This window comes from Lachnoclostridium phytofermentans (genome assembly GCF_000733755.1).
GTDB classification, from domain to species: Bacteria; Bacillota; Clostridia; order Lachnospirales; family Lachnospiraceae; genus Lachnoclostridium; species Lachnoclostridium phytofermentans_A.
In genome coordinates this window covers 1,375,718-1,394,704 of record NZ_JPOF01000003.1, presented here as the reverse complement: position 1 = coordinate 1,394,704, position 18,987 = coordinate 1,375,718, and the positions used below count along the sequence as shown (strand labels likewise).

10 protein-coding genes and 1 riboswitch are annotated in these 18,987 nt (G+C 35.5%); of the genes, 9 read left to right on the top strand and 1 reads right to left on the bottom strand.

Annotated features, from left to right (window positions below; translation table 11 throughout):
- Nucleotides 1-159: 159 nt before the first annotated feature.
- Complete coding sequence (locus CC92_RS0111445; RefSeq protein ID WP_029502750.1) at nt 160-1,248, bottom strand: HD domain-containing phosphohydrolase; 1,089 nt, start codon at nt 1,246-1,248, stop codon at nt 160-162.
- 524 nt (nt 1,249-1,772) lie between these two features.
- Here CC92_RS0111445 and CC92_RS0111440 point away from each other — a divergent pair.
- The 9 genes from CC92_RS0111440 (at nt 1,773) to CC92_RS21650 (ending at nt 18,737) form a co-directional block, all read left to right on the top strand.
- Complete coding sequence (locus CC92_RS0111440) at nt 1,773-4,055, top strand: heavy metal translocating P-type ATPase (protein ID WP_031420361.1); 2,283 nt, start codon at nt 1,773-1,775, stop codon at nt 4,053-4,055.
- The gene (locus CC92_RS0111435) at nt 4,056-4,367 is read left to right on the top strand and encodes a metal-sensing transcriptional repressor (protein ID WP_029502752.1); all 312 of its coding nucleotides are present in this window, start codon (nt 4,056-4,058) and stop codon (nt 4,365-4,367) included.
- A 129-nt stretch (nt 4,368-4,496) separates the two neighbouring features.
- Nucleotides 4,497-4,691: a heavy-metal-associated domain-containing protein gene (locus tag CC92_RS0111430; RefSeq protein ID WP_029502753.1), complete on the top strand. Its 195-nt coding sequence runs from the start codon at nt 4,497-4,499 to the stop codon at nt 4,689-4,691.
- Between the two features lie 140 nt (nt 4,692-4,831).
- A riboswitch (SAM riboswitch) is annotated at nt 4,832-4,927 on the top strand.
- 205 nt (nt 4,928-5,132) lie between these two features.
- Nucleotides 5,133-6,323: a methionine adenosyltransferase gene (metK, locus tag CC92_RS0111425; protein WP_029502754.1), complete on the top strand. Its 1,191-nt coding sequence runs from the start codon at nt 5,133-5,135 to the stop codon at nt 6,321-6,323.
- A gap of 247 nt (nt 6,324-6,570) precedes the next feature.
- Nucleotides 6,571-8,112: a HAMP domain-containing sensor histidine kinase gene (locus CC92_RS0111420; protein WP_034218398.1), complete on the top strand. Its 1,542-nt coding sequence runs from the start codon at nt 6,571-6,573 to the stop codon at nt 8,110-8,112.
- Nucleotides 8,113-8,279: 167 nt separating this feature from the next.
- On the top strand, nt 8,280-8,969 hold the full coding sequence (locus tag CC92_RS0111415; protein WP_029502756.1) for a response regulator transcription factor: 690 nt from the start codon (nt 8,280-8,282) through the stop codon (nt 8,967-8,969).
- A 259-nt stretch (nt 8,970-9,228) separates the two neighbouring features.
- A complete protein-coding gene (locus CC92_RS0111410) occupies nt 9,229-9,477 on the top strand; it encodes a TM1266 family iron-only hydrogenase system putative regulator (RefSeq protein ID WP_029502757.1) in 249 nt (82 codons plus the stop codon).
- A 130-nt stretch (nt 9,478-9,607) separates the two neighbouring features.
- Nucleotides 9,608-10,684: an ABC transporter substrate-binding protein gene (locus tag CC92_RS0111405; protein WP_029502758.1), complete on the top strand. Its 1,077-nt coding sequence runs from the start codon at nt 9,608-9,610 to the stop codon at nt 10,682-10,684.
- Nucleotides 10,685-11,228: 544 nt separating this feature from the next.
- Complete coding sequence (locus CC92_RS21650) at nt 11,229-18,737, top strand: pectinesterase family protein (RefSeq protein WP_051650696.1); 7,509 nt, start codon at nt 11,229-11,231, stop codon at nt 18,735-18,737.
- Nucleotides 18,738-18,987 lie beyond the last annotated feature (250 nt).

The window sequence follows — 18,987 nt, the reverse complement described above, 5'->3', positions numbered from 1 at the left end:
TTACTTTTAATCTTCATTAAAATATAAAAGCAGAGAATTTATGTTAAATCATAAAATTCTCTGCTTTTTGTGTCTTTTTTATAGTATTTTCTCTATACATAAAAAAATATCATACATAGAGTTTTCCTATAATAGATCAGGTTTGTAATAGTATTTTTTCTATAATATTTCCGAAATATAGAGGTTTGGAAACTTCGATAAATCAATAAACTCCTCACCGCATTGTATCACTGGTTTTGAAAGAGTATTACGATTCATAAAAACAACTTGTCCTATTCTATCATCACTAAGCCGAACTGTGCTGTTCTGATATAACTGACTTATATGATCAAAAAATGTCATAATGTATTTTGGTTCATATTTGGTTAATCCTTCTTCCTCAAATAGAGTGATAACTTCAAAAGGACAAAGTGGATTTCGATAACACCTTGAGGAAGTCATTGCATCATAGACATCTGCAATCATTACAATTTTAGCGAAGCGGTCAATTTGTACAGAAGTTAAACCCATAGGATACCCACTTCCATCACAACGTTCGTGGTGCATCATTGCAGACATTTTAATGTGTATATTGATATCATACGGTAGAAGTATATTATAACCACGGATAGCATGAGTCCTTAGTAAGTTGTATTCCTCTTGAGTCAGCGGATCCTTCTTATTTAAAATTTCGTTAGGAATAGTTAACTTACCCACATCGTGAAGAAGACCACATAACGTAAGAGTTTCGAGGTCTCTTGGTCCAAAATTTAACCAAGTTCCAAACATATGACAGATGATAGCAACATTTACAGAATGAATATAGGTCATGTCATCGTAATCTCGCATGCAATGTAACATATCAAAGACATGCAAATTATTACGGCCTTGAGTCATAATTTTTTTGATATCACGATACAAAGAGTCGGTATCTAATTTACCTTCATTGTTCGCGATACCATCTAAAGCATTATGAAACTTATCGACTGTGTTTAAGATGGTACTACTGAATTCTTCGAATTCTCCAGATGACTTCATTTGCTTTAAGTAGAGATTATTGGAGATAGGTTTTACTGAAGATTTTGATACCTCGTCTTCTTGAAGTCGAACAAATAATTGATTTATAGAGTAAAACTTAAGCCGAGTAATAATTTTGTCTGTAAGCTTAGTGCCTCCAGAAATGATAAGTTGGTTACTAAACGTATAAACATTATCTGCGACGATCATACCCGGGACTGCCTGGCTTACAGGAATCTTTGTGGTTTTCATAGGTACTCCTTCTTTAACGAACTTAATAAGTGACCATAATATGTAACATGAATGAAACGATAAAGCAGACTGTACTTTATTACCATAATTATATGAATAAATTTGGAAAAAGTCAAATAATTCATACAAAATATTATAATAATCAACATTTGATTCATGAATAATAGACAGAAAAAGATGAAATTTAAGAAATTATGAAATAGCATTTATATTTACTTAATAGCCATAAGAAGAGAGTACAATAATCTATAAGAAAAGAGTACAAAAATAAATCTATTGACATAATAAAAAAAATAGGTTATATATAATATATACCCCGAGGGGGTATGCTGAATAGCTACAAATTCTCATTCACTAAGTTAAAAGACAAAGTTAGCTTGAAAATATTTCTTTTAGCTCATGAATTTTCGAAATTATATGTATACTATAGGTACTGAATGGTTTATGACGAAAGAGAAATATAAAATTAAGGAATTTTTATTTATAAGAACTTAAGTGATAGTAGAATAGAAAGGTTGAGATATATGAAAGAAATTTATAATATTGAAGGTATGACCTGTGCTTCCTGTAGTAGTGCCGTGGAGAGGGTAACCAGTAAACTTCCAGGTGTCATCTCTAGCAGCGTGAACTTGACAACAGCTAAGCTTACAATCGAATATGAAGACGATAAGGTAACACCAGACTTGATTATGGAAAAGGTTAAAAAGGCAGGATTCGGTATCTCCCCATACCATAAAGAAAAACAGATAGATGAGAAGGCTGCCCGCCAAAAAGAAGAAGAGGAGACCGAAAGGAAGTTCAAAGCATCAAGAATAAGACTTATCATAGCAATCGTATTTGCAATTCCTCTTCTCTATATCAGTATGGGACATATGGTTCCATGGAAGATGCCGTTACCAGCATTTATTGACATGCATCATATGCCGTTTAACTTCGCAGTAGCACAATTAATATTAACAATTCCAATCTTAGTTTGTGGTAGTAAGTTCTATACAAACGGATTTCATACTCTCTTTAAGGGAAATCCCAATATGGATACTTTAGTTGCTGTTGGTACTTCAGCAGCGTTTATCTATAGCGTTGTAATGACAATTCGTATTCCATATAATTCAGAAGCTGTTCATAATTTGTATTATGAATCGGCAGCGGTTGTGGTAACGTTAGTAATGCTTGGTAAGTATTTAGAGAGTAGAAGTAAAAGAAAGACCACTCAAGCGATTCGTAAGATGATGGAACTTGCTCCAGACACTGCAATGCTAGTAGAAAACGGTGTTGAACGAGAAATTCCAGTAAGTGAATTAAGAGAAAATGATATTGTTATTATTAAGGCAGGCAGTAAAGTGCCTATTGATGGTGTTGTTATTGAGGGTAGCAGTAGTGTTGATGAATCCATGCTTACTGGAGAAAGTATCCCAGTAGAAAAGCAAGTGGATGATATGGTGATTGGTGGAAGCCAAAACTTTAATGGTATGCTTTTAGTACGTGTTACAAGCGTTGGAGAAGATACTACACTTGCTAAAATCGTGAAGTTAATGGAAGATGCCCAAGGAAAGAAAGCTCCGATTTCCAAGATAGCAGATAAAGTTGCGGGATATTTTGTTCCGGTTGTAATGGTTATTGCTGTTGTAGCAGCTATTATTTGGTTATTACTCGGCCATGATATTGCTTTCGTGTTAACGATTTTTGTTTCAGTTTTAGTAATTGCTTGTCCTTGTGCATTAGGCCTTGCGACACCGACTGCAATTATGGTTGGAACGGGACTAGGTGCAAGTCATGGTATCTTGATAAAGAGTGGAGAAGCGCTTGAAACAGCACATCATATCGATACCGTTGTGTTAGATAAAACAGGTACCATTACAGAAGGAAAACCAAAGGTTGTAGAAGTATTTACAAAGAATTATAGTAGAGAACAGATACTTAGCTTTACCGCAGCTGTAGAGGCAGGAAGTGAACATCCTCTTGCACGAGCAATCGTTGAGGAGTATCATAGTAGTGTGAAAGAAAAAGAACCTGCAATAGAGCAGTTTGAAAACAAGACTGGTCTTGGAGTAGAAGCGATTCTTTCAGAGAGTGGCAAGAAGATTGCTGTGGGTAATGAAAAGCTTATGCTAAGTTATGGGAAAGATGCTGTTTCTAAGGAATATCATAGGGCAGCAGAGGAGATGGCTATGCAAGGTCAAACTCCAATTTATGTAATGATGGACGGTAAACTTGAAGGAATTATTGGTGTTGCGGATACGATTAAGTCTACCAGTAAAGAAGCTGTGGAAGCATTAAAATCCTTAGGATTAACAGTTTATATGTTAACTGGAGATCATAAAGTAACTGCGGAAGCAATTGCTCAAAAAGCTAAGGTGGATCACGTAATTGCAGAGGTATTACCGGGGGATAAGGCAGAAGTTGTTAAAAAGCTTCAGTCAGAAGGAAATAAAGTGATGATGGTTGGTGATGGTATTAATGATGCACCTGCATTAATTCAGGCAGACGTTGGTGTTGCCATTGGTAGTGGTAGTGATATTGCCATTGATTCTGCTGATCTTGTATTAATGCGTTCTGACCTTATGGATGTTTACCGTGCGGTTCATTTAAGTAAGTTAACAATCCGTAATATCAAACAAAATCTTTTCTGGGCCTTTATTTACAACATTATTGGTATTCCAATTGCAGCTGGATTATTGTATCCGTTCACAGGAATGTTATTAAGTCCAATGCTTGGAGGATTTGCAATGTCTTTAAGTTCTGTTTGTGTAGTAACAAATGCATTAAGCTTACGATACAAACGACTGGATGTAAAAAGGAGGGCGTAAATGTCCGAGAAAAAAGAAGAGACACTTTTATGCCATGAGGTGAAACACCGAGATGAGAAAGAATTTAAAGATTTAGTTCATCGCCTTAACCGAATTGAAGGTCAGGTCAGAGGCGTTCGCCGAATGGTAGAGGAAGAGCATTATTGTGTTGAAATATTAACTCAGGTTTCTGCAATACAATCTGCGTTAAATAGTTTTAATAAGGTATTGTTAGGAAATCATATCCGTACGTGTGTTGCTACGGACATCAGGCAAGGGAATGATGAGGTAATTGAGGAACTATTAAAAACAATACAGAAAATAATGAAATAAAATAACAAATGCTAAAAGCAAAAATATTCAGGTAACAAATGCTTTGTGTAAGTAAGTCAAAAAACCTTTCAGAGTGAAATTTGCAAGAGAAAGGAACGCGCAAAAGAAAGCGCGAGGAAGGAGTAAACTATGACAAAATTTGACATTGAAGAAATGAGTTGTAATCACTGTGTAGGTCGTATTCATAATCTTCTTGAGGGCCTTAATATAAAACATGAAGTTGATTTATCTAGTAAAACTGTTAGCATCGAAGGTGATGAAGTGACCTTAAAACAGGCTGTAGAGGAGTTAGCAGATATCGGTTTTACGGCAACAAGAAAGTAGTATTTTGTCGAAAAGTTATTTTGCTTTGGTAAATTATTTTTCTTGACAGCGAATATATTTTTAGATATAGTAAAGGCACAAGTGGACAATCTTTTAGGATTGCCCACCATGTGTGCGAATATACAATTTCATAGATATTTCTCTTATTCAGAGTGACGGAGAGTAAAGACTCAGTGAAGTCACGGCAACCCCCTACGGGAAGGTGCCAAGTTGAGCGAGTAATCGAACAATAAGAGGATTTGGTTTTTAAATAACAAGTCCGCTTATGCGGACTTTTTTTGTGGATAGAGAAAATACTAAGACGGTTGTATTCGGACCTAATTCGTTACCAGTTAACATATTGACGGCGCAAAATGCAGCGCCCTTATCAGAAGTTTAGGAGCAAATTTTTGATAAGTGATATTACAAGCCTTATAAAAAGGAAAGGTGAAAGGAGATTTTATGCAAAACAAATTACTTTTTACATCAGAGTCTGTTACAGAAGGACATCCAGATAAAATCTGTGATCAAATCTCAGATGCAGTGTTAGATGCGTTATTAGAGCAAGACCCAATGAGTCGTGTAGCTTGTGAAACAGCCATTACAACAGGTTTAGTACTTGTGATGGGCGAGATTACAACATCTGGCTATGTTGATATTCAAAAAATCGTACGTGAAACCGTGAAAGAAATTGGATATGATCGCGCAAAGTATGGTTTTGATGCAGATACTTGTGGTGTTATTGTGGCACTTGATGAGCAATCAAAAGATATTGCCCTTGGTGTAGATAAAGCACTAGAAGCAAAACAAAGCGAGATGACTGACGAGGCGATTGAAGCCATTGGTGCAGGAGATCAAGGTATGATGTTTGGTTATGCATCCAATGAGACAGAAGAACTTATGCCATATCCAATTTCCTTAGCTCATAAATTAACAAAACAGTTATCTAAAGTAAGAAAAGATGGAACGTTAAAATACCTTCGACCAGATGGAAAGTCACAGGTAACAGTGGAATATAATGAGGAAGGAAAACCAGTTCATTTAAATGCGGTTGTATTATCTACGCAGCATGACCCAGATGTAACCCAGGAGCAGATTCATGAGGATATTAAGAAATATGTGTTTGAACCAGTTCTTCCAACAGAAATGGTTGATGAGAATACAAAATTCTTTATTAATCCAACTGGACGTTTTGTTATAGGCGGACCAAATGGTGATAGCGGTTTAACCGGTAGAAAAATCATCGTAGATACTTATGGTGGATATGCTCGTCATGGTGGTGGCGCATTCTCTGGTAAGGACTGTACGAAGGTTGATCGTTCCGCTTCTTATGCTGCTCGTTATGTTGCGAAGAACATAGTTGCATCTGGACTTGCAGATAAGTGCGAGATACAATTATCCTATGCAATTGGTGTTGCTCAGCCTACTTCCATTATGATTGATACTTTTGGTACAGGAAAGAAGAGTAATGAGGAATTAACCGAAATTGTTCGTAAGCATTTTGATCTCCGTCCTGCTGGAATTATTAAAATGCTTGACTTAAGAAGACCAATCTACAAGCAGACAGCTGCATATGGACATTTTGGTAGAAACGACTTAAATCTTCCTTGGGAACAAACAGATAAGGTAGAAGAATTAAAGAAATATTTATAGATAAAAGGGACTTCTTTCATTGTGAGAAGTCCCTTTTTATAGTTTTTATAGATTGTTTATATGTAAGCTAGCTTAAATTATGTTATAATGGAAGATGGAAATAGCAAAACTTGTTATTTTTTGATAAAACAGAATAAAAAACAGGGAACATCTAAACACTAACACCGGTAGAGATTAGGTGTTACTGTTTTCAATTAGTAAGAATATAGAACCTTTTAGTATGAGGCATAGATACGGAGGAAGGAAAGTGGATCTAAAAAACAGACTAAAGATGTCGTTCTTAATCATTATCATCCTACCCATTTGTTTGGCCATTATGACCGGTAAACTAATTATTGAGTATCAACTTAACTCCATTCAAAAGACCTATGATATGGAATTTAATACTATGCAGGTAATTACGAATCCAATACAGATATTAAATCGTGTCACAAGGGATGTTTTTAATAGAATTAAAACTAAGGCAATGAAAACACCTTGGGAGTTAGAGGATTTAGAATATATTAAAGAGCTTAACTCAGAACTCCAAGAAAAATATTCTTTCTTGGTTGTCAGAAAGGATGAGGAGATTATCTTTGTTGGTAATGCTGCAAAATATTCTTCTGTTAAGAATAATCTTCCAAGTTACAATAATCATAGTACGGAGGTTGATGGAGGTATTTACCTTGGAGGTAAGAACCCAATTTTATTAAAACAGCAGGACTTTTTGTATCAGGATGGCTCTAAAGGAACGATATTTGTATTAACTGACGTTGACAATGTTGTACCGCAACTAAAAGCATCTGCAGTACAGGCTGTGATATCCTTTGTATTAATTATTATAATAACCGCCTTTATCTTGATTGTATGGCTTTACAGGGGGATCATAAAACCGCTTAATGTATTGAAACGAGCAACCAAAGAGATGAAAGAGGGAAATTTAAACTATTCTATCTCTGTTAATTCGAATGATGAGATCGGTCAGCTATGTGAAGACTTTGAAGAAATGAGAATTCATCTGAAAGAACTGATTGAGGTAAAGATGCAGTATGAGGAAAACTCAAGAGAGTTATTAAGCAATATATCTCATGATTTAAAAACTCCACTTACCGCAATTAAAGGATATGCGGAAGGAATTATAGATGGTGTAGCAGATAATCCTCAAAAGCTTGATCGATATGTTAAAACAATTTATACAAAAGCGAATGATATGTCTTCCTTGGTAGATGAATTATCTCTTTATGCAAGAATTGATAATAATACAGTACCGTATAACTTTAGCATCATAGGGGTTGACGATTACTTTTGTGATTGTGTAGATGAGCTTAGTTTTGAACTTGAGATTAAGAATATAAAGTTAGAGTATGAAAACTTAGTAGCGACTGACTGTAAGGTAATTATTGATACGGAACAGTTAAAGCGTGTTATTCATAATATTGTAGGAAATGCTGTGAAATACATGGGAAAACCAGAAGGAACAGTTAAGGTGAAACTTACCGATTCTGGTGATATGGTGGAAGTTGAAATTGAAGATAGTGGTTGTGGTATCGCAGAGAAAGATCTTCCGAATATATTTGAACGTTTTTATCGGGCAGATGCTTCTAGAAACTCTAAGCAAGGAGGTTCTGGGTTAGGACTAGCTATAGCGAAGAAAGTGATAGAGGAGCATGGCGGTAATATCTGGGCAAAGAGTGAGGTCGGTGTTGGAACAAGCATAATCTTTACGATAATGAAATGGACTGACAAAGAGCATATTGAGAAGAAATTCTCTAAAATAAAAAAAGGTTTAGAACTACAAGTGAAAGATTAAGAACGAGGAGTTAGTGTAAAAGAAATCTTTGATTTCTTTTACACAGAAGTTTGTGCCTGCGTAATCCTCGGCACAAACTTCCAGCCTACCAAGTGGCATGTTTTCAAGTATAAAAATAAAAATCAATTTTCACAATTTACTGAGTTGACGAAAGGAAGGAGATATTCATGGACAAGATATTAATAGTAGAAGACGAGGCAGCGATTGCAGAACTTGAGAAGGATTATCTGGAGCTTTCCGGTTTTGAAGTTAATATTGAGAATACTGGAGATAAAGGCTTAGCAGCGGCACTAACAGGAGATTATAAGTTAATCATCTTAGACTTAATGTTACCAAATGTTGATGGATTTGAAATATGTAAGAGGGTAAGGGAAGAAAAGAATATCCCTGTTATTATGGTGTCTGCGAAAAAGGATGATATTGATAAGATACGAGGACTTGGCCTTGGAGCAGATGACTATATGACAAAGCCATTTAGTCCAAGTGAATTAGTAGCGAGGGTGAAAGCACATTTGGCTCGGTATGAACGATTGATTGGTACTGGAATGAAAGAAAATGAAATGATTGAAATTCGAGGTATCAAAATTGATAAGACTGCACGTCGTGTGTATATCAATGGAGAAGAAAAAGCATTTACAACAAAGGAATTTGATTTACTTACTTTTCTAGCACAAAATCCAAATCATGTTTATACAAAGGAAGAATTATTTCAAGAAATTTGGGATATGGAGTCAATTGGAGATATCGCTACGGTAACCGTTCATATTAAGAAAATTCGTGAAAAGATCGAAGCGAATACTTCAAAACCACAGTATATTGAGACGATTTGGGGTGTTGGCTACCGTTTTAAAGTTTGACACTTGTTAAATTATGCTATATAATGTAGTCGCTGACATAGAAGGAATCACCTGATAAAGAAGCGCAATTTGATAAGTTTTTAAGACAGAAGAGAACTTCTGTTCATAGGAAACGATAAAAGCGTAGATCAGGCTTTTGAAAGGAAATGAGGAATTCATTTCAGCTTTCAAGAGCCTTTTTTAATTTAGTAACTTCCCACTGTTTGATACTGTAAGGGGAATGAATTCGCTTAATGAAACTATCGAAAGGAGGATAATAGTGGATACTAGAATTGCATTAATCGGGATTATTGTGGAGCAATTAGGTGCATCAGCAGAGGTGAACCAGATTTTGCACGAATATAGCAGCTACATAATTGGTAGAATGGGCCTTCCTTATAAAGAAAAGAATGTCAGCATAATCAGTGTTGTCGTAGACGCAGAAAACAATGTAATAAGCTCTTTGTCTGGAAAATTAGGCATGGTGAAGGGAATCAGCGTTAAGACAATGTATTCAAAAGCATCATAGAGGTGAATTTTACTTTATTATCTTTGTTGAGGCCAAAGATGGAGAAGGAAAAGAAATGATATATTGTTATTGGTTGTTTATATAGTGCTATTTTAATTAAAGGTGCAAAAGTACCGGAATAGAGGTTATTATGAAAAAAGTCAAACATTTAATTATTACACTTATATTTTGTATGGTAGTGTTAGCTGCTTGTTCTACAAAAAAGGAGACAGAGGACAATAAAATAACTCCAGAACCAACAAAGACACAGGAAATAACCACGGCACCAACTGTAGAACCAACGATAGAACCAACGAAAGGTGAGGAGAACCCTGTTCAAAAAATCACGATGAATATCGCAGCTCTAAAAGGACCTACAGCGATGGGTATGGTTGAGTTAATGGAGAGAGCAGAAAAAGGGGAAACTACCAACAATTATGATTTTACAATAGCAGGCACGGCAGATGAAATCACAGCGAACTTAATTAAGGGAGATTTTCAAATTGCTGCAATCCCTTGTAACTTAGCATCTGTGCTGCATCAAAAGAGTGAAGGAAAGATTCAGGTAGCAGGTATTAATACACTTGGAGTTTTATATATTGTTGAAACTGGCGATTCCATACAAAGTGTAGAAGACTTAAAGGGTAAGACAATTTACTCAACTGGGAAGGGAACAACGCCAGAATTTACTCTAAACTATCTCCTTAGTTCCCATGGCATTGACCCAAGTAAGGATGTAACGATTGAATATAAATCCGAAGCAACAGAAGTTGCAGCAATGTTAAGTGAAACAGAAAATGCAATTGCAATGCTACCTCAGCCTTATGTTACTACAGTCCAAATGACAAATGATAAAGTTAGAGTAGCATTAGATGTAACGAAGGAATGGGAAGCATTAAATTCCGATAGTTCTGTTGTTACTGGTGTTGTTGTAGTGAATAAGAAATTTGCTGAGGAGAATAAAGAAGCGGTAGAAGCCTTTTTATCAGAATATGAGGATAGTGTAACTTATGTGAATGAAAATGTAGAGGATGCATCAACCTTAGTTGAAAAGTTCGGAATTGTTAAGGCAGCTGTTGCTAAACAAGCAATCCCTTATTGTAATATTACTTTGATTCGTGGTGAGGAAATGAAAAGTAAAGTGGATGGATATTTAAAGGTGCTTTATGATCAAAAGCCAGAATCTGTGGGTGGAAAGTTACCAGAGGAAGGGTTTTATTGGGAGTAATGGAAATTATGTACCTATGTTAGTGATGTAATATGTATTCACTAGTAATCAATCTTACATGGAAAATAACAGTTATTTTAACTTAGAAAAATTAATTCATATAGAATTGATTGATATAAAATTGACATAAAACCGTTATAGAGCTTAATAGGGTTAATAAAGAAGAAGCCTTATGGATATTCACCTAAGTGGTGAGCATCCATAAGGCTTTCAATGCTTAAAATTGTGTTTTAATTGTGATACGAATTACTATCCCTTTTGTACAAAAAGAGGAGGACAATTTTGCGCAACTGTAACACAATTGAAAATATCAGTGTAATTACTTACAAGAAAAAATAAAATAAAAAGGTTATAAAGTAATCATATGACATAAAAAGCATAATAAATTGGAACTATTCACTAAAAATATCGTTAGCAACACTTTCATATTGCTGAAAATGTTTATGTAAGCAATGTAAGTATTTACATTATTTTTCAAAACATGTATAATAATGGTACAGGTACTATATTTTTCCGTGCCTGAATAGGTAAAGGAGAATAGGATATGAAAAAGGGAAAACGAAAGTGGCTGGCAATATTATTAATTGTTGCTATGTTATTTGGTATACTACCGGGGCAGTATACTGTGGCGAATGCTTCTGGAAGTCTGATTGATGTATGGGATTTCGGGGCTGAGCAATTAGATCCGACAATCTATAATAACAAACTTAGTGTTGACGTTATTAATAACTGCTATCCAAGTGTTGCATCTGGGTCATCTATTATAAGTCGTACACTTCCAGGGTTCAGTATTGATGGGGGAGATTTTATGTTTTCAGATGGTGGGTTTTCAACTTCACATCGTTTGAGAACTATAAATCAAGATTTGATTAGATATGATGACAAATCTTTAACCGATTCGTATGGTAAAAAGTATAACGGTTACCTATATTCTAATAAAGAAAAGAGCACTGGTGTATATATTGGTATTCAATTACAGAAAAATGATATTCTTACTGTAATAATGTCCTCAAATAAAGCATCCTCTAATGTGGTTATCGAAGCTCCAAACGGTGCAATAAAAAGTCAAGTACATACATTGGGTGGTTCTATGGCTTCAGAATTTACCTATTATGCAGCAGAGAATGGATTACATAAGATTTATTCAACAGACGATAAGTTGGTTGTGGCAAGAGTGTATAGACAACATACATCATCGTGTACAATAACAGGAACTGTAACAGCTCCTTCTGAGCTTACAGAGCCTTATTCTATCATGTTTACGAATAATAAAACGGGAGAAGCTATAGTTGCTCCTATTGTAAGTAACAACTATACCGCTACACTAAATGAAACTTATGATTATTCTGTTAGTTTAGTAGGTGCTGATGGATATGTTATTTCAGAAGGTGCTTCTGTGGTAATTCCAAGTGGAAGTACACTAGAGAATCATAACATTACTGTGGTAGCTGTTCCACTTATCACGCTAACTGGTACGATAACAGGACTTACACCAGAGGAACTGCAGAAAGTAAATCTTTCCTTCCGTCCAGTAATCGAACAAGTATTTGTACCAAGCGTTATAATTGATAGAGTAACTGGTGATTATACTGCTACTTTAGAGAATAATATTACGTATGTAGTATCTGCATTAAATGTTAATGATTACTCTTTAGGAGTATCTGAGTTCACAGGTACGACAAATGAAACTAAGGAGATGGCCTTTACTAAAAAGCCAGTTTATGATATAACCTTAAACCTTGTGGGTCTTTCAGCGGAAGAGACAGCGGGTGCAACAACTACATTTACTAATCTAAATGAAGAGGGTTACAGTTATAGCTTTGTTGGTACACAAAACATCAAACTCCGTGATGGTACCTATTCCGTTAAAGTAAACTCTCCAAAATATCAAAAATTAACACCGAATCTAATTATTTCTGGTTCAGCTGTGCAAAAAACTGTAGAATTTGAAGAACCAACCGTATGGGAATTTTCTAATCCAGAATTTACAGCAAATGGTACTCTGTATAATTTTTATGGGCTATCTATGACAGGTATAAGTGCAAATAAAGGATTATATGCTGTCGGTAAAACAGGTGCAAAGGTAGAATTACCTGTTAATGGACCATGCCAAATAGTAGTAAGTTTTTGTTATAAAGCTTCTGCATTAATTAACAATGATAGTGTAAATGGTGAATTTTCTACCATATCAGGATCAACAAGTAATATTGAGACAGTTTCTTATATATATAAAGGAAGTGAATCTAACGTTGCCATAGATTTTAATGGAGAAACTTACCTGACTAAGATTGAACTCTTACCTATAGTACCAATAAAGACAACATTAACCGTTGGATCTATAGGCTGTGATTATACAACAATCCAGGCTGCGTTAGAGGCAGTAAAGGTAATGGAACGTACGAATAATGAACGTATTACCATTGAAATTCAACCAGGAAATTATGAAGAAATGCTTGTAATTGATGTTCCGAATGTAACATTAAAGAATGCAAGTGCTACGCCTAGTATTGAACTTACGAACAAAGGCGTTAATATAGCCCCTGAAGCAGTAAGAATTACTTCTTATTATGGACATGGCTATTCTTATTATAGTATGGGTAGTGATTTTAAGTGGGATGAAGAAACTCTTAATGTAAATAAAGCTAATGGTTATCATTCTAAAAAAAATGATGGAGCGGGTACAGCAACCTTTTGGAATGCAACGGTAGTTGTAGCAGCTTCTGGATTTGAAGCAGAAGGAATTATATTTGAAAATTCTTTTAATCAATATATTTCAGTAAAAGAGGCTGCGGATACTTTATATTTAGAATCAGATCATAAAGGGGAACGTTCTAAGGTAGTAGGAGATACTTCCGTACAGAATAAATCTTTTGTGGAACGTGCAGCAGCATTAGCGATTGCAAATAACGTAGACAAGACATTATTCCGTAACTGCCGTTTTGTCGGTCGACAAGATACATTATACGGTGGTTCTAACGTTAGAGCAGCTTTTGATAAGTGTGCTATTATGGGTGGAACAGATTTCATCTTTGGACCAATGACAGCAGCATTTTATAAGTGTGATCTTGTTATGAACACCAGTGAAGGTTCCACAGATGTCTCTTATATAACAGCAGCACAACAAGCATCTGGCAGAGGATACTTAATGTATAACTGTCATATTACTTCAACGGTTCCTGGGGTAGATACAGCATCAGCTACTTATTCAAAACCAGGATACTTTGGAAGACCTTGGAAGGGTGAAACAAGCGAAGTTGTTTTTTTCAAGACAGTAATTGAGAATACAGATTTTGATGGATATCAAGGTCAATCCTTAATTCTTCCAATTGGTTGGAATAGCACTTTAGGTGGAACATCTCCATTATGCTATGAATATGGAACAATGGAACGTGGTACTCATGACCATGCTCAAAGAGCAACTTGGGCAAAAAATTTAAAAGATCCAGTTTTATCAGATGGTACATCAATTACGATTGATGCATTCTTAAATGGAAGTGATAGTTGGAACCCGATTGTTATGGATACAGAGGAGAGTAATTTAGAGAATATCCCAGGATTTGATATCGAGATTCCTACACCAACTCCAGTACCAGGAGATACAGAAGCATCGATTGATATCAAAAATGGTTTAAAGACAGGAACTACTTATGGCGGTGCTGCAGGTATTACAGTATTAGATAACATGACGTATTCTCCAGATGAAAAAGTTATTAATGGAATTACTTATTCTGGTTATGTAGCAGGTGCGGTTAACCCATCACCAAGTAATGGTGCTGTACCTACAATGGGAGCTGTAGTAAAAGTGAGTCCGACAGTAGATGGTTCATTTTCGATTGTCCTGAAACTTAATCAAGGAAAAACACTTTATGTGATAGATAAAAATGGTTCTCAAGTTGATAAAATAGCTGCATCAGCTACAGAATTCATTGAGAAAAAGTATGAAATGAAAGCTGGAGACACCTATTTCATTTATGGTGGAGGTACAAAAATCCCTGTTTATGGATTATCATTCAAGAAAGCAGCAGTAAAGCATGTTTTAGATCTTTCAACAGGGCTTAAAGCTGGTACCGATTATCATGGAATAGAAGTTCTTCAGGATATGGCGTATAAGGCCGATTCTCAGACAATTGAGGGTACGCCATATGCAGGTTGCATTGCAGGAACATCAAATCCGTCACCAAATAAAGGTGATATTCCTACATCAGGTTCCGTTGTAAAGGTTACTCCTGAAGAGGATGGTAAATTTACCGTAGTATTCAAGCTAAATAGTACTAAAAATTATTATTTAGTAGATAGTAGTAAAAATATCATTGCTACTTATACAGCGGGTAGCTCCAACGAATATATAGCTAAAACTGTTGAGGTATCAGCAGGAAAGTCATATTACTTCTATGGAGATGGTACTAAACTTCCAATCTATGGATTATCCATCGTCTATGGGGATGATTCTGTAGCTTGGGGAGATATAGAAGCCCCTTCCATTAGTAATGTTGTAGTAAATGGTAATACGATTACAGTAGATTATCTTGGTAAGGTCGGTAATGGATATGCAGACTCTATTGCTATTGAGATGTACGAAGGTGATATTCTTAAGAAGATAGAGAAGATTTCCGCACCAGGGAATGGTGGAACAGTTACATTTACTCCAGATGCTAGTGGCAGTTATCAATTTAAGGCTGTATTATCCAGGGGAAACGAGGCTGATAAGAGCAGTGTAAAATCTCAAGCAGTTGACTTTATTTTACCACTTGCAAAACCAGAAATACAATTTATTAGTAATAAAGGAAACGGTTCTATTAAGGTAGTTTGGAATAAGGTAGCAGAGGCTACTGGTTATGAAGTTTTCCTCAGTGAAAATGGTGGTAATACTTTTGTAAAGAAATTAGATGTTACTGCTACTAAGGCAACGCTCACTGGGCTATCTATCGGTTCTACATACTACATTAAGGTAAAAGCAATCCGTGGTAATGATAGTATAGAATCAGATACAGTTTCTAAGATTGTGAAAGCAGAAGCAGAAATAAGCTGGAACTTTAGTGCATTTGGTAGTGGTGTTAATACCATCGATAATGGATATGATGATTCAGTAGATGGACTTGTGAAAGTTTGGAGTACTAATGGTAAGGGTAAGTTGGTTCCTGCTTCTACGGATGGTTTAGCATTCTATTATACAATGGTAGATACGAGTGAAAACTTTAAGTTATCTGCAACTGTTAAGGTCGATAATTGGAAGTTCTCAAATGGCCAGGAAGGCTTTGGTTTAATGGCTGCGGATGCGGTAGGAAAGAACCTAGATTCCACTGCATTCTGGAATAATTCCTATATGGCATCAGTTACAAAGGTTGAGTATCTATGGGATGCAGAACAAGAAAGTGTATCTGATGACGGTGAAAAGATTACCATGAAGTTAGGGGTCGGTGCACAGGAAAAAATCGGTGTTACTCAAGAAAAGATTGATTTAATGAATCAACCAAATAGTAACCTTACCTCTATTCCTGGATTTTCGTCAACAATGGCTACGCTAGAAACCAGTTGTGCTAAAAATGGAGCTGGTACTTATAACATTGTAAAAAATTATACAAATGATGAACTCGTTACAGAAGATTTTGCTATGGATGAATTTAAATTGACAATCGAGAGGGATAATACAGGATATCGTATTAGCTTTATCGATTACAAAGGTAATGTTCAGAAAGAGACTTACTATGACGTAGAACGTGTGTCATTAAGTGGTATTGACAAAGATAATGTTTATGTAGGTTTCTTTGCATCGAGAAATGCAAGTATTACAGTAACCGATATTAAACTAACAACTTCAGATCCTGCTACTGATCCACCAGCAGAAGAACGTCCAATTAAGAAAGTAACACCAATTTATAAGGTGGTTTCTGCAAATGCAGTAGGTACTTCTGACTATGATTTAGTATATCGAGGAAATGCAGATGGTGTTTTAACAATTACAGACTCTTTCGGAAGAATTATTACGAAAGAAGAGCATGTATCAGCGAACACGAACATTTCAAAGCGGGTTAGTTTAAACAAAGGAAATAATATATTTACCATTACATTTACACCGGATGAGGATTATATACCTGGTGAATTTATGATATTAAAAGATTATGATACAAGAACGTTTACTCATTCTGTAGTGTATAAAACTTATGGAAATGAAGGGCAGACAATATATGTATCACCACAAGGAACATCTAATGGCTTAGGTACTAAAGCAAATCCACTGGATATTTATACAGCTGTAAAACATGTTCAGCCAAGTCAAACAATTGTTTTGATTGGTGGAAGATATAGTTTGAATAAAACTATAACAATTGAAAGAGGCGTTAGTGGAACAGCAGATAAGAAGATTTATTTGGTAGCAGACCCTAACAGTTCAGAACGCCCAGTGTTTGATTTTAATGGAGCTAGTGCTGGTATGATCTTGGCAGGTGATTATTGGTACTTTAAGGGATTTGATGTAACAAAAACCAAAGATGCACAAAAAGGTATTCAATTATCTGGAAGCAATTGTACTTTGGATCAAGTAAACACTTACTACAACGGAAATACAGGTATCCAAATAAGTAGATATCAGAGTTATGACGAAAAGGAACAATGGCCTGCCAATAACTTAGTGCTAAATTGTACTTCTTACGGAAACGCTGATAAGGGTTACGAGGATGCGGATGGTTTTGCAGCAAAACTGACGATTGGTGAGGGTAATATATTTGATGGATGTATTGCTTATAATAACGCAGATGATGGTTGGGATTTATTTGCAAAAGTTGAAACTGGACCGATTGGTAAAGTAGTTATCCGAAATAGCGTTGCTTTTAGAAATGGATATTTACCTGATGGAACCAATGCAGGTAACGGTAACGGTTTTAAGATGGGTGGAGAAAGTATAACAGGACGCCATGAATTAATTAACAGTGTTGCATTTGATAACAAAGCAAAGGGAATTGACTCTAATAGTGGTCCAGACATACAAGTATATCATTCAACATCATTCAATAATGAAAAGAACAATGTTGCATTCTACACAAACAATGCTAAAAATACAGACTTCTTAGCTGATGGAGTTTTGTCATTTAAGACTCTTTATATGAATGAAAATGAAAATCTAAAACTGTTAGGAAGCCAGGAAGAGAGCAAGGTACGTGGTGAGAATAACTACTATTGGGAAGACGGAAAATCATCAAATACAAAAAATGTTGAAGTGTCAAGCGATTGGTTTGTTAATCTTGATACCAAGATAGAGATTACACGAAATGCAGACGGTACGATCAATATGAATGGTTTACTAGAATTGGCAGAGAAAGCACCAAAGGATACTGGTGCTAGAATGGCAGGTACGCCATCTAATAATATTGCTATAGGACCTGAAGTTTCAGAAAGTGAAACACTACAACCTACAGATACCCCAGCACCAACAGTCACACCAACCCCAACAGCAACTCCAACACCAACCAAAGAGTTAACAAAAGAAGAGATATTTGAGCACTTAACACCAAAGCGCACCGGTTCTCTTTATACTGGTGGTAAGAATTCTAACTTAGGGTGGTTTGGACTAAAACTTCCAAAGAACGTTGTAAAAGTAGCTAACTTTGATGAAGAGACATTAAGTAAGCTTGGTGAGGGAATCGTACCGATTATAATTACTTATACATCGAATAAACCAGGCATTGTAATTGTAAAACAAAATGGTCGTCTGATTGCAAAAGAATCCGGTGTTGCCATTATTACAGCTACTGTAACGATGCAGGATGGTACGAAGGAAGTTTATACTAGAAAGCTATCTGTGAAAAAGGCAACCGTAGACTTTGTAGAAAGTACTGTACGTATGAAAGTAGGAGAAGAAGCAGTATTTGAAGTGAAAGTAAACGGTTTAGATGTAGATAGTATTATCTGGATGTCAAGTAAAAAGGACGGAGCAGTTGTTAAGAAGAATCCCGGAAGTACAACTGCAACAATTAAGGCTGTTTCTCCAACGACTGATTGGATTTATGTAATCGTTGATGGAGTAAAGAAAGCGATAAAAGTTATTATTGAAAAGTAGGCTTATCCTTACTGGTATAAAAAAAGAAGTACGCAAACGAAGCGTACTTCTTTTTTTATGAAAAGGAAAGTACGTGAAGTGAACATTTTTCCTAATTACTATGACATATTAAAATGCTTTTCTAGTATAAGTTTTATTTAATGAATTATAGTAAATAGAAAAAAATGGTGTAAATAGTTACAATTGGAAAAATACCAATAAAATGAAAAAAGATAAAACATTCGATAATTGCACGATAAATTGTAACATA

Excerpts from the sequence above, each read along its gene's own strand:
- CC92_RS0111445 (WP_029502750.1), bottom strand. The coding sequence starts at position 1,248 with ATGAAAACCACAAAGATTCCTGTAAGCCAGGCAGTCCCGGGTATGATC.
- CC92_RS0111440 (WP_031420361.1), top strand. The coding sequence starts at position 1,773 with ATGAAAGAAATTTATAATATTGAAGGTATGACCTGTGCTTCCTGTAGT.
- CC92_RS0111435 (WP_029502752.1), top strand. The coding sequence starts at position 4,056 with ATGTCCGAGAAAAAAGAAGAGACACTTTTATGCCATGAGGTGAAACAC.
- CC92_RS0111430 (WP_029502753.1), top strand. The coding sequence starts at position 4,497 with ATGACAAAATTTGACATTGAAGAAATGAGTTGTAATCACTGTGTAGGT.
- metK (WP_029502754.1), top strand. The coding sequence starts at position 5,133 with ATGCAAAACAAATTACTTTTTACATCAGAGTCTGTTACAGAAGGACAT.
- CC92_RS0111415 (WP_029502756.1), top strand. The coding sequence starts at position 8,280 with ATGGACAAGATATTAATAGTAGAAGACGAGGCAGCGATTGCAGAACTT.
- CC92_RS0111405 (WP_029502758.1), top strand. The coding sequence starts at position 9,608 with ATGAAAAAAGTCAAACATTTAATTATTACACTTATATTTTGTATGGTA.
- CC92_RS21650 (WP_051650696.1), top strand. The coding sequence starts at position 11,229 with ATGAAAAAGGGAAAACGAAAGTGGCTGGCAATATTATTAATTGTTGCT.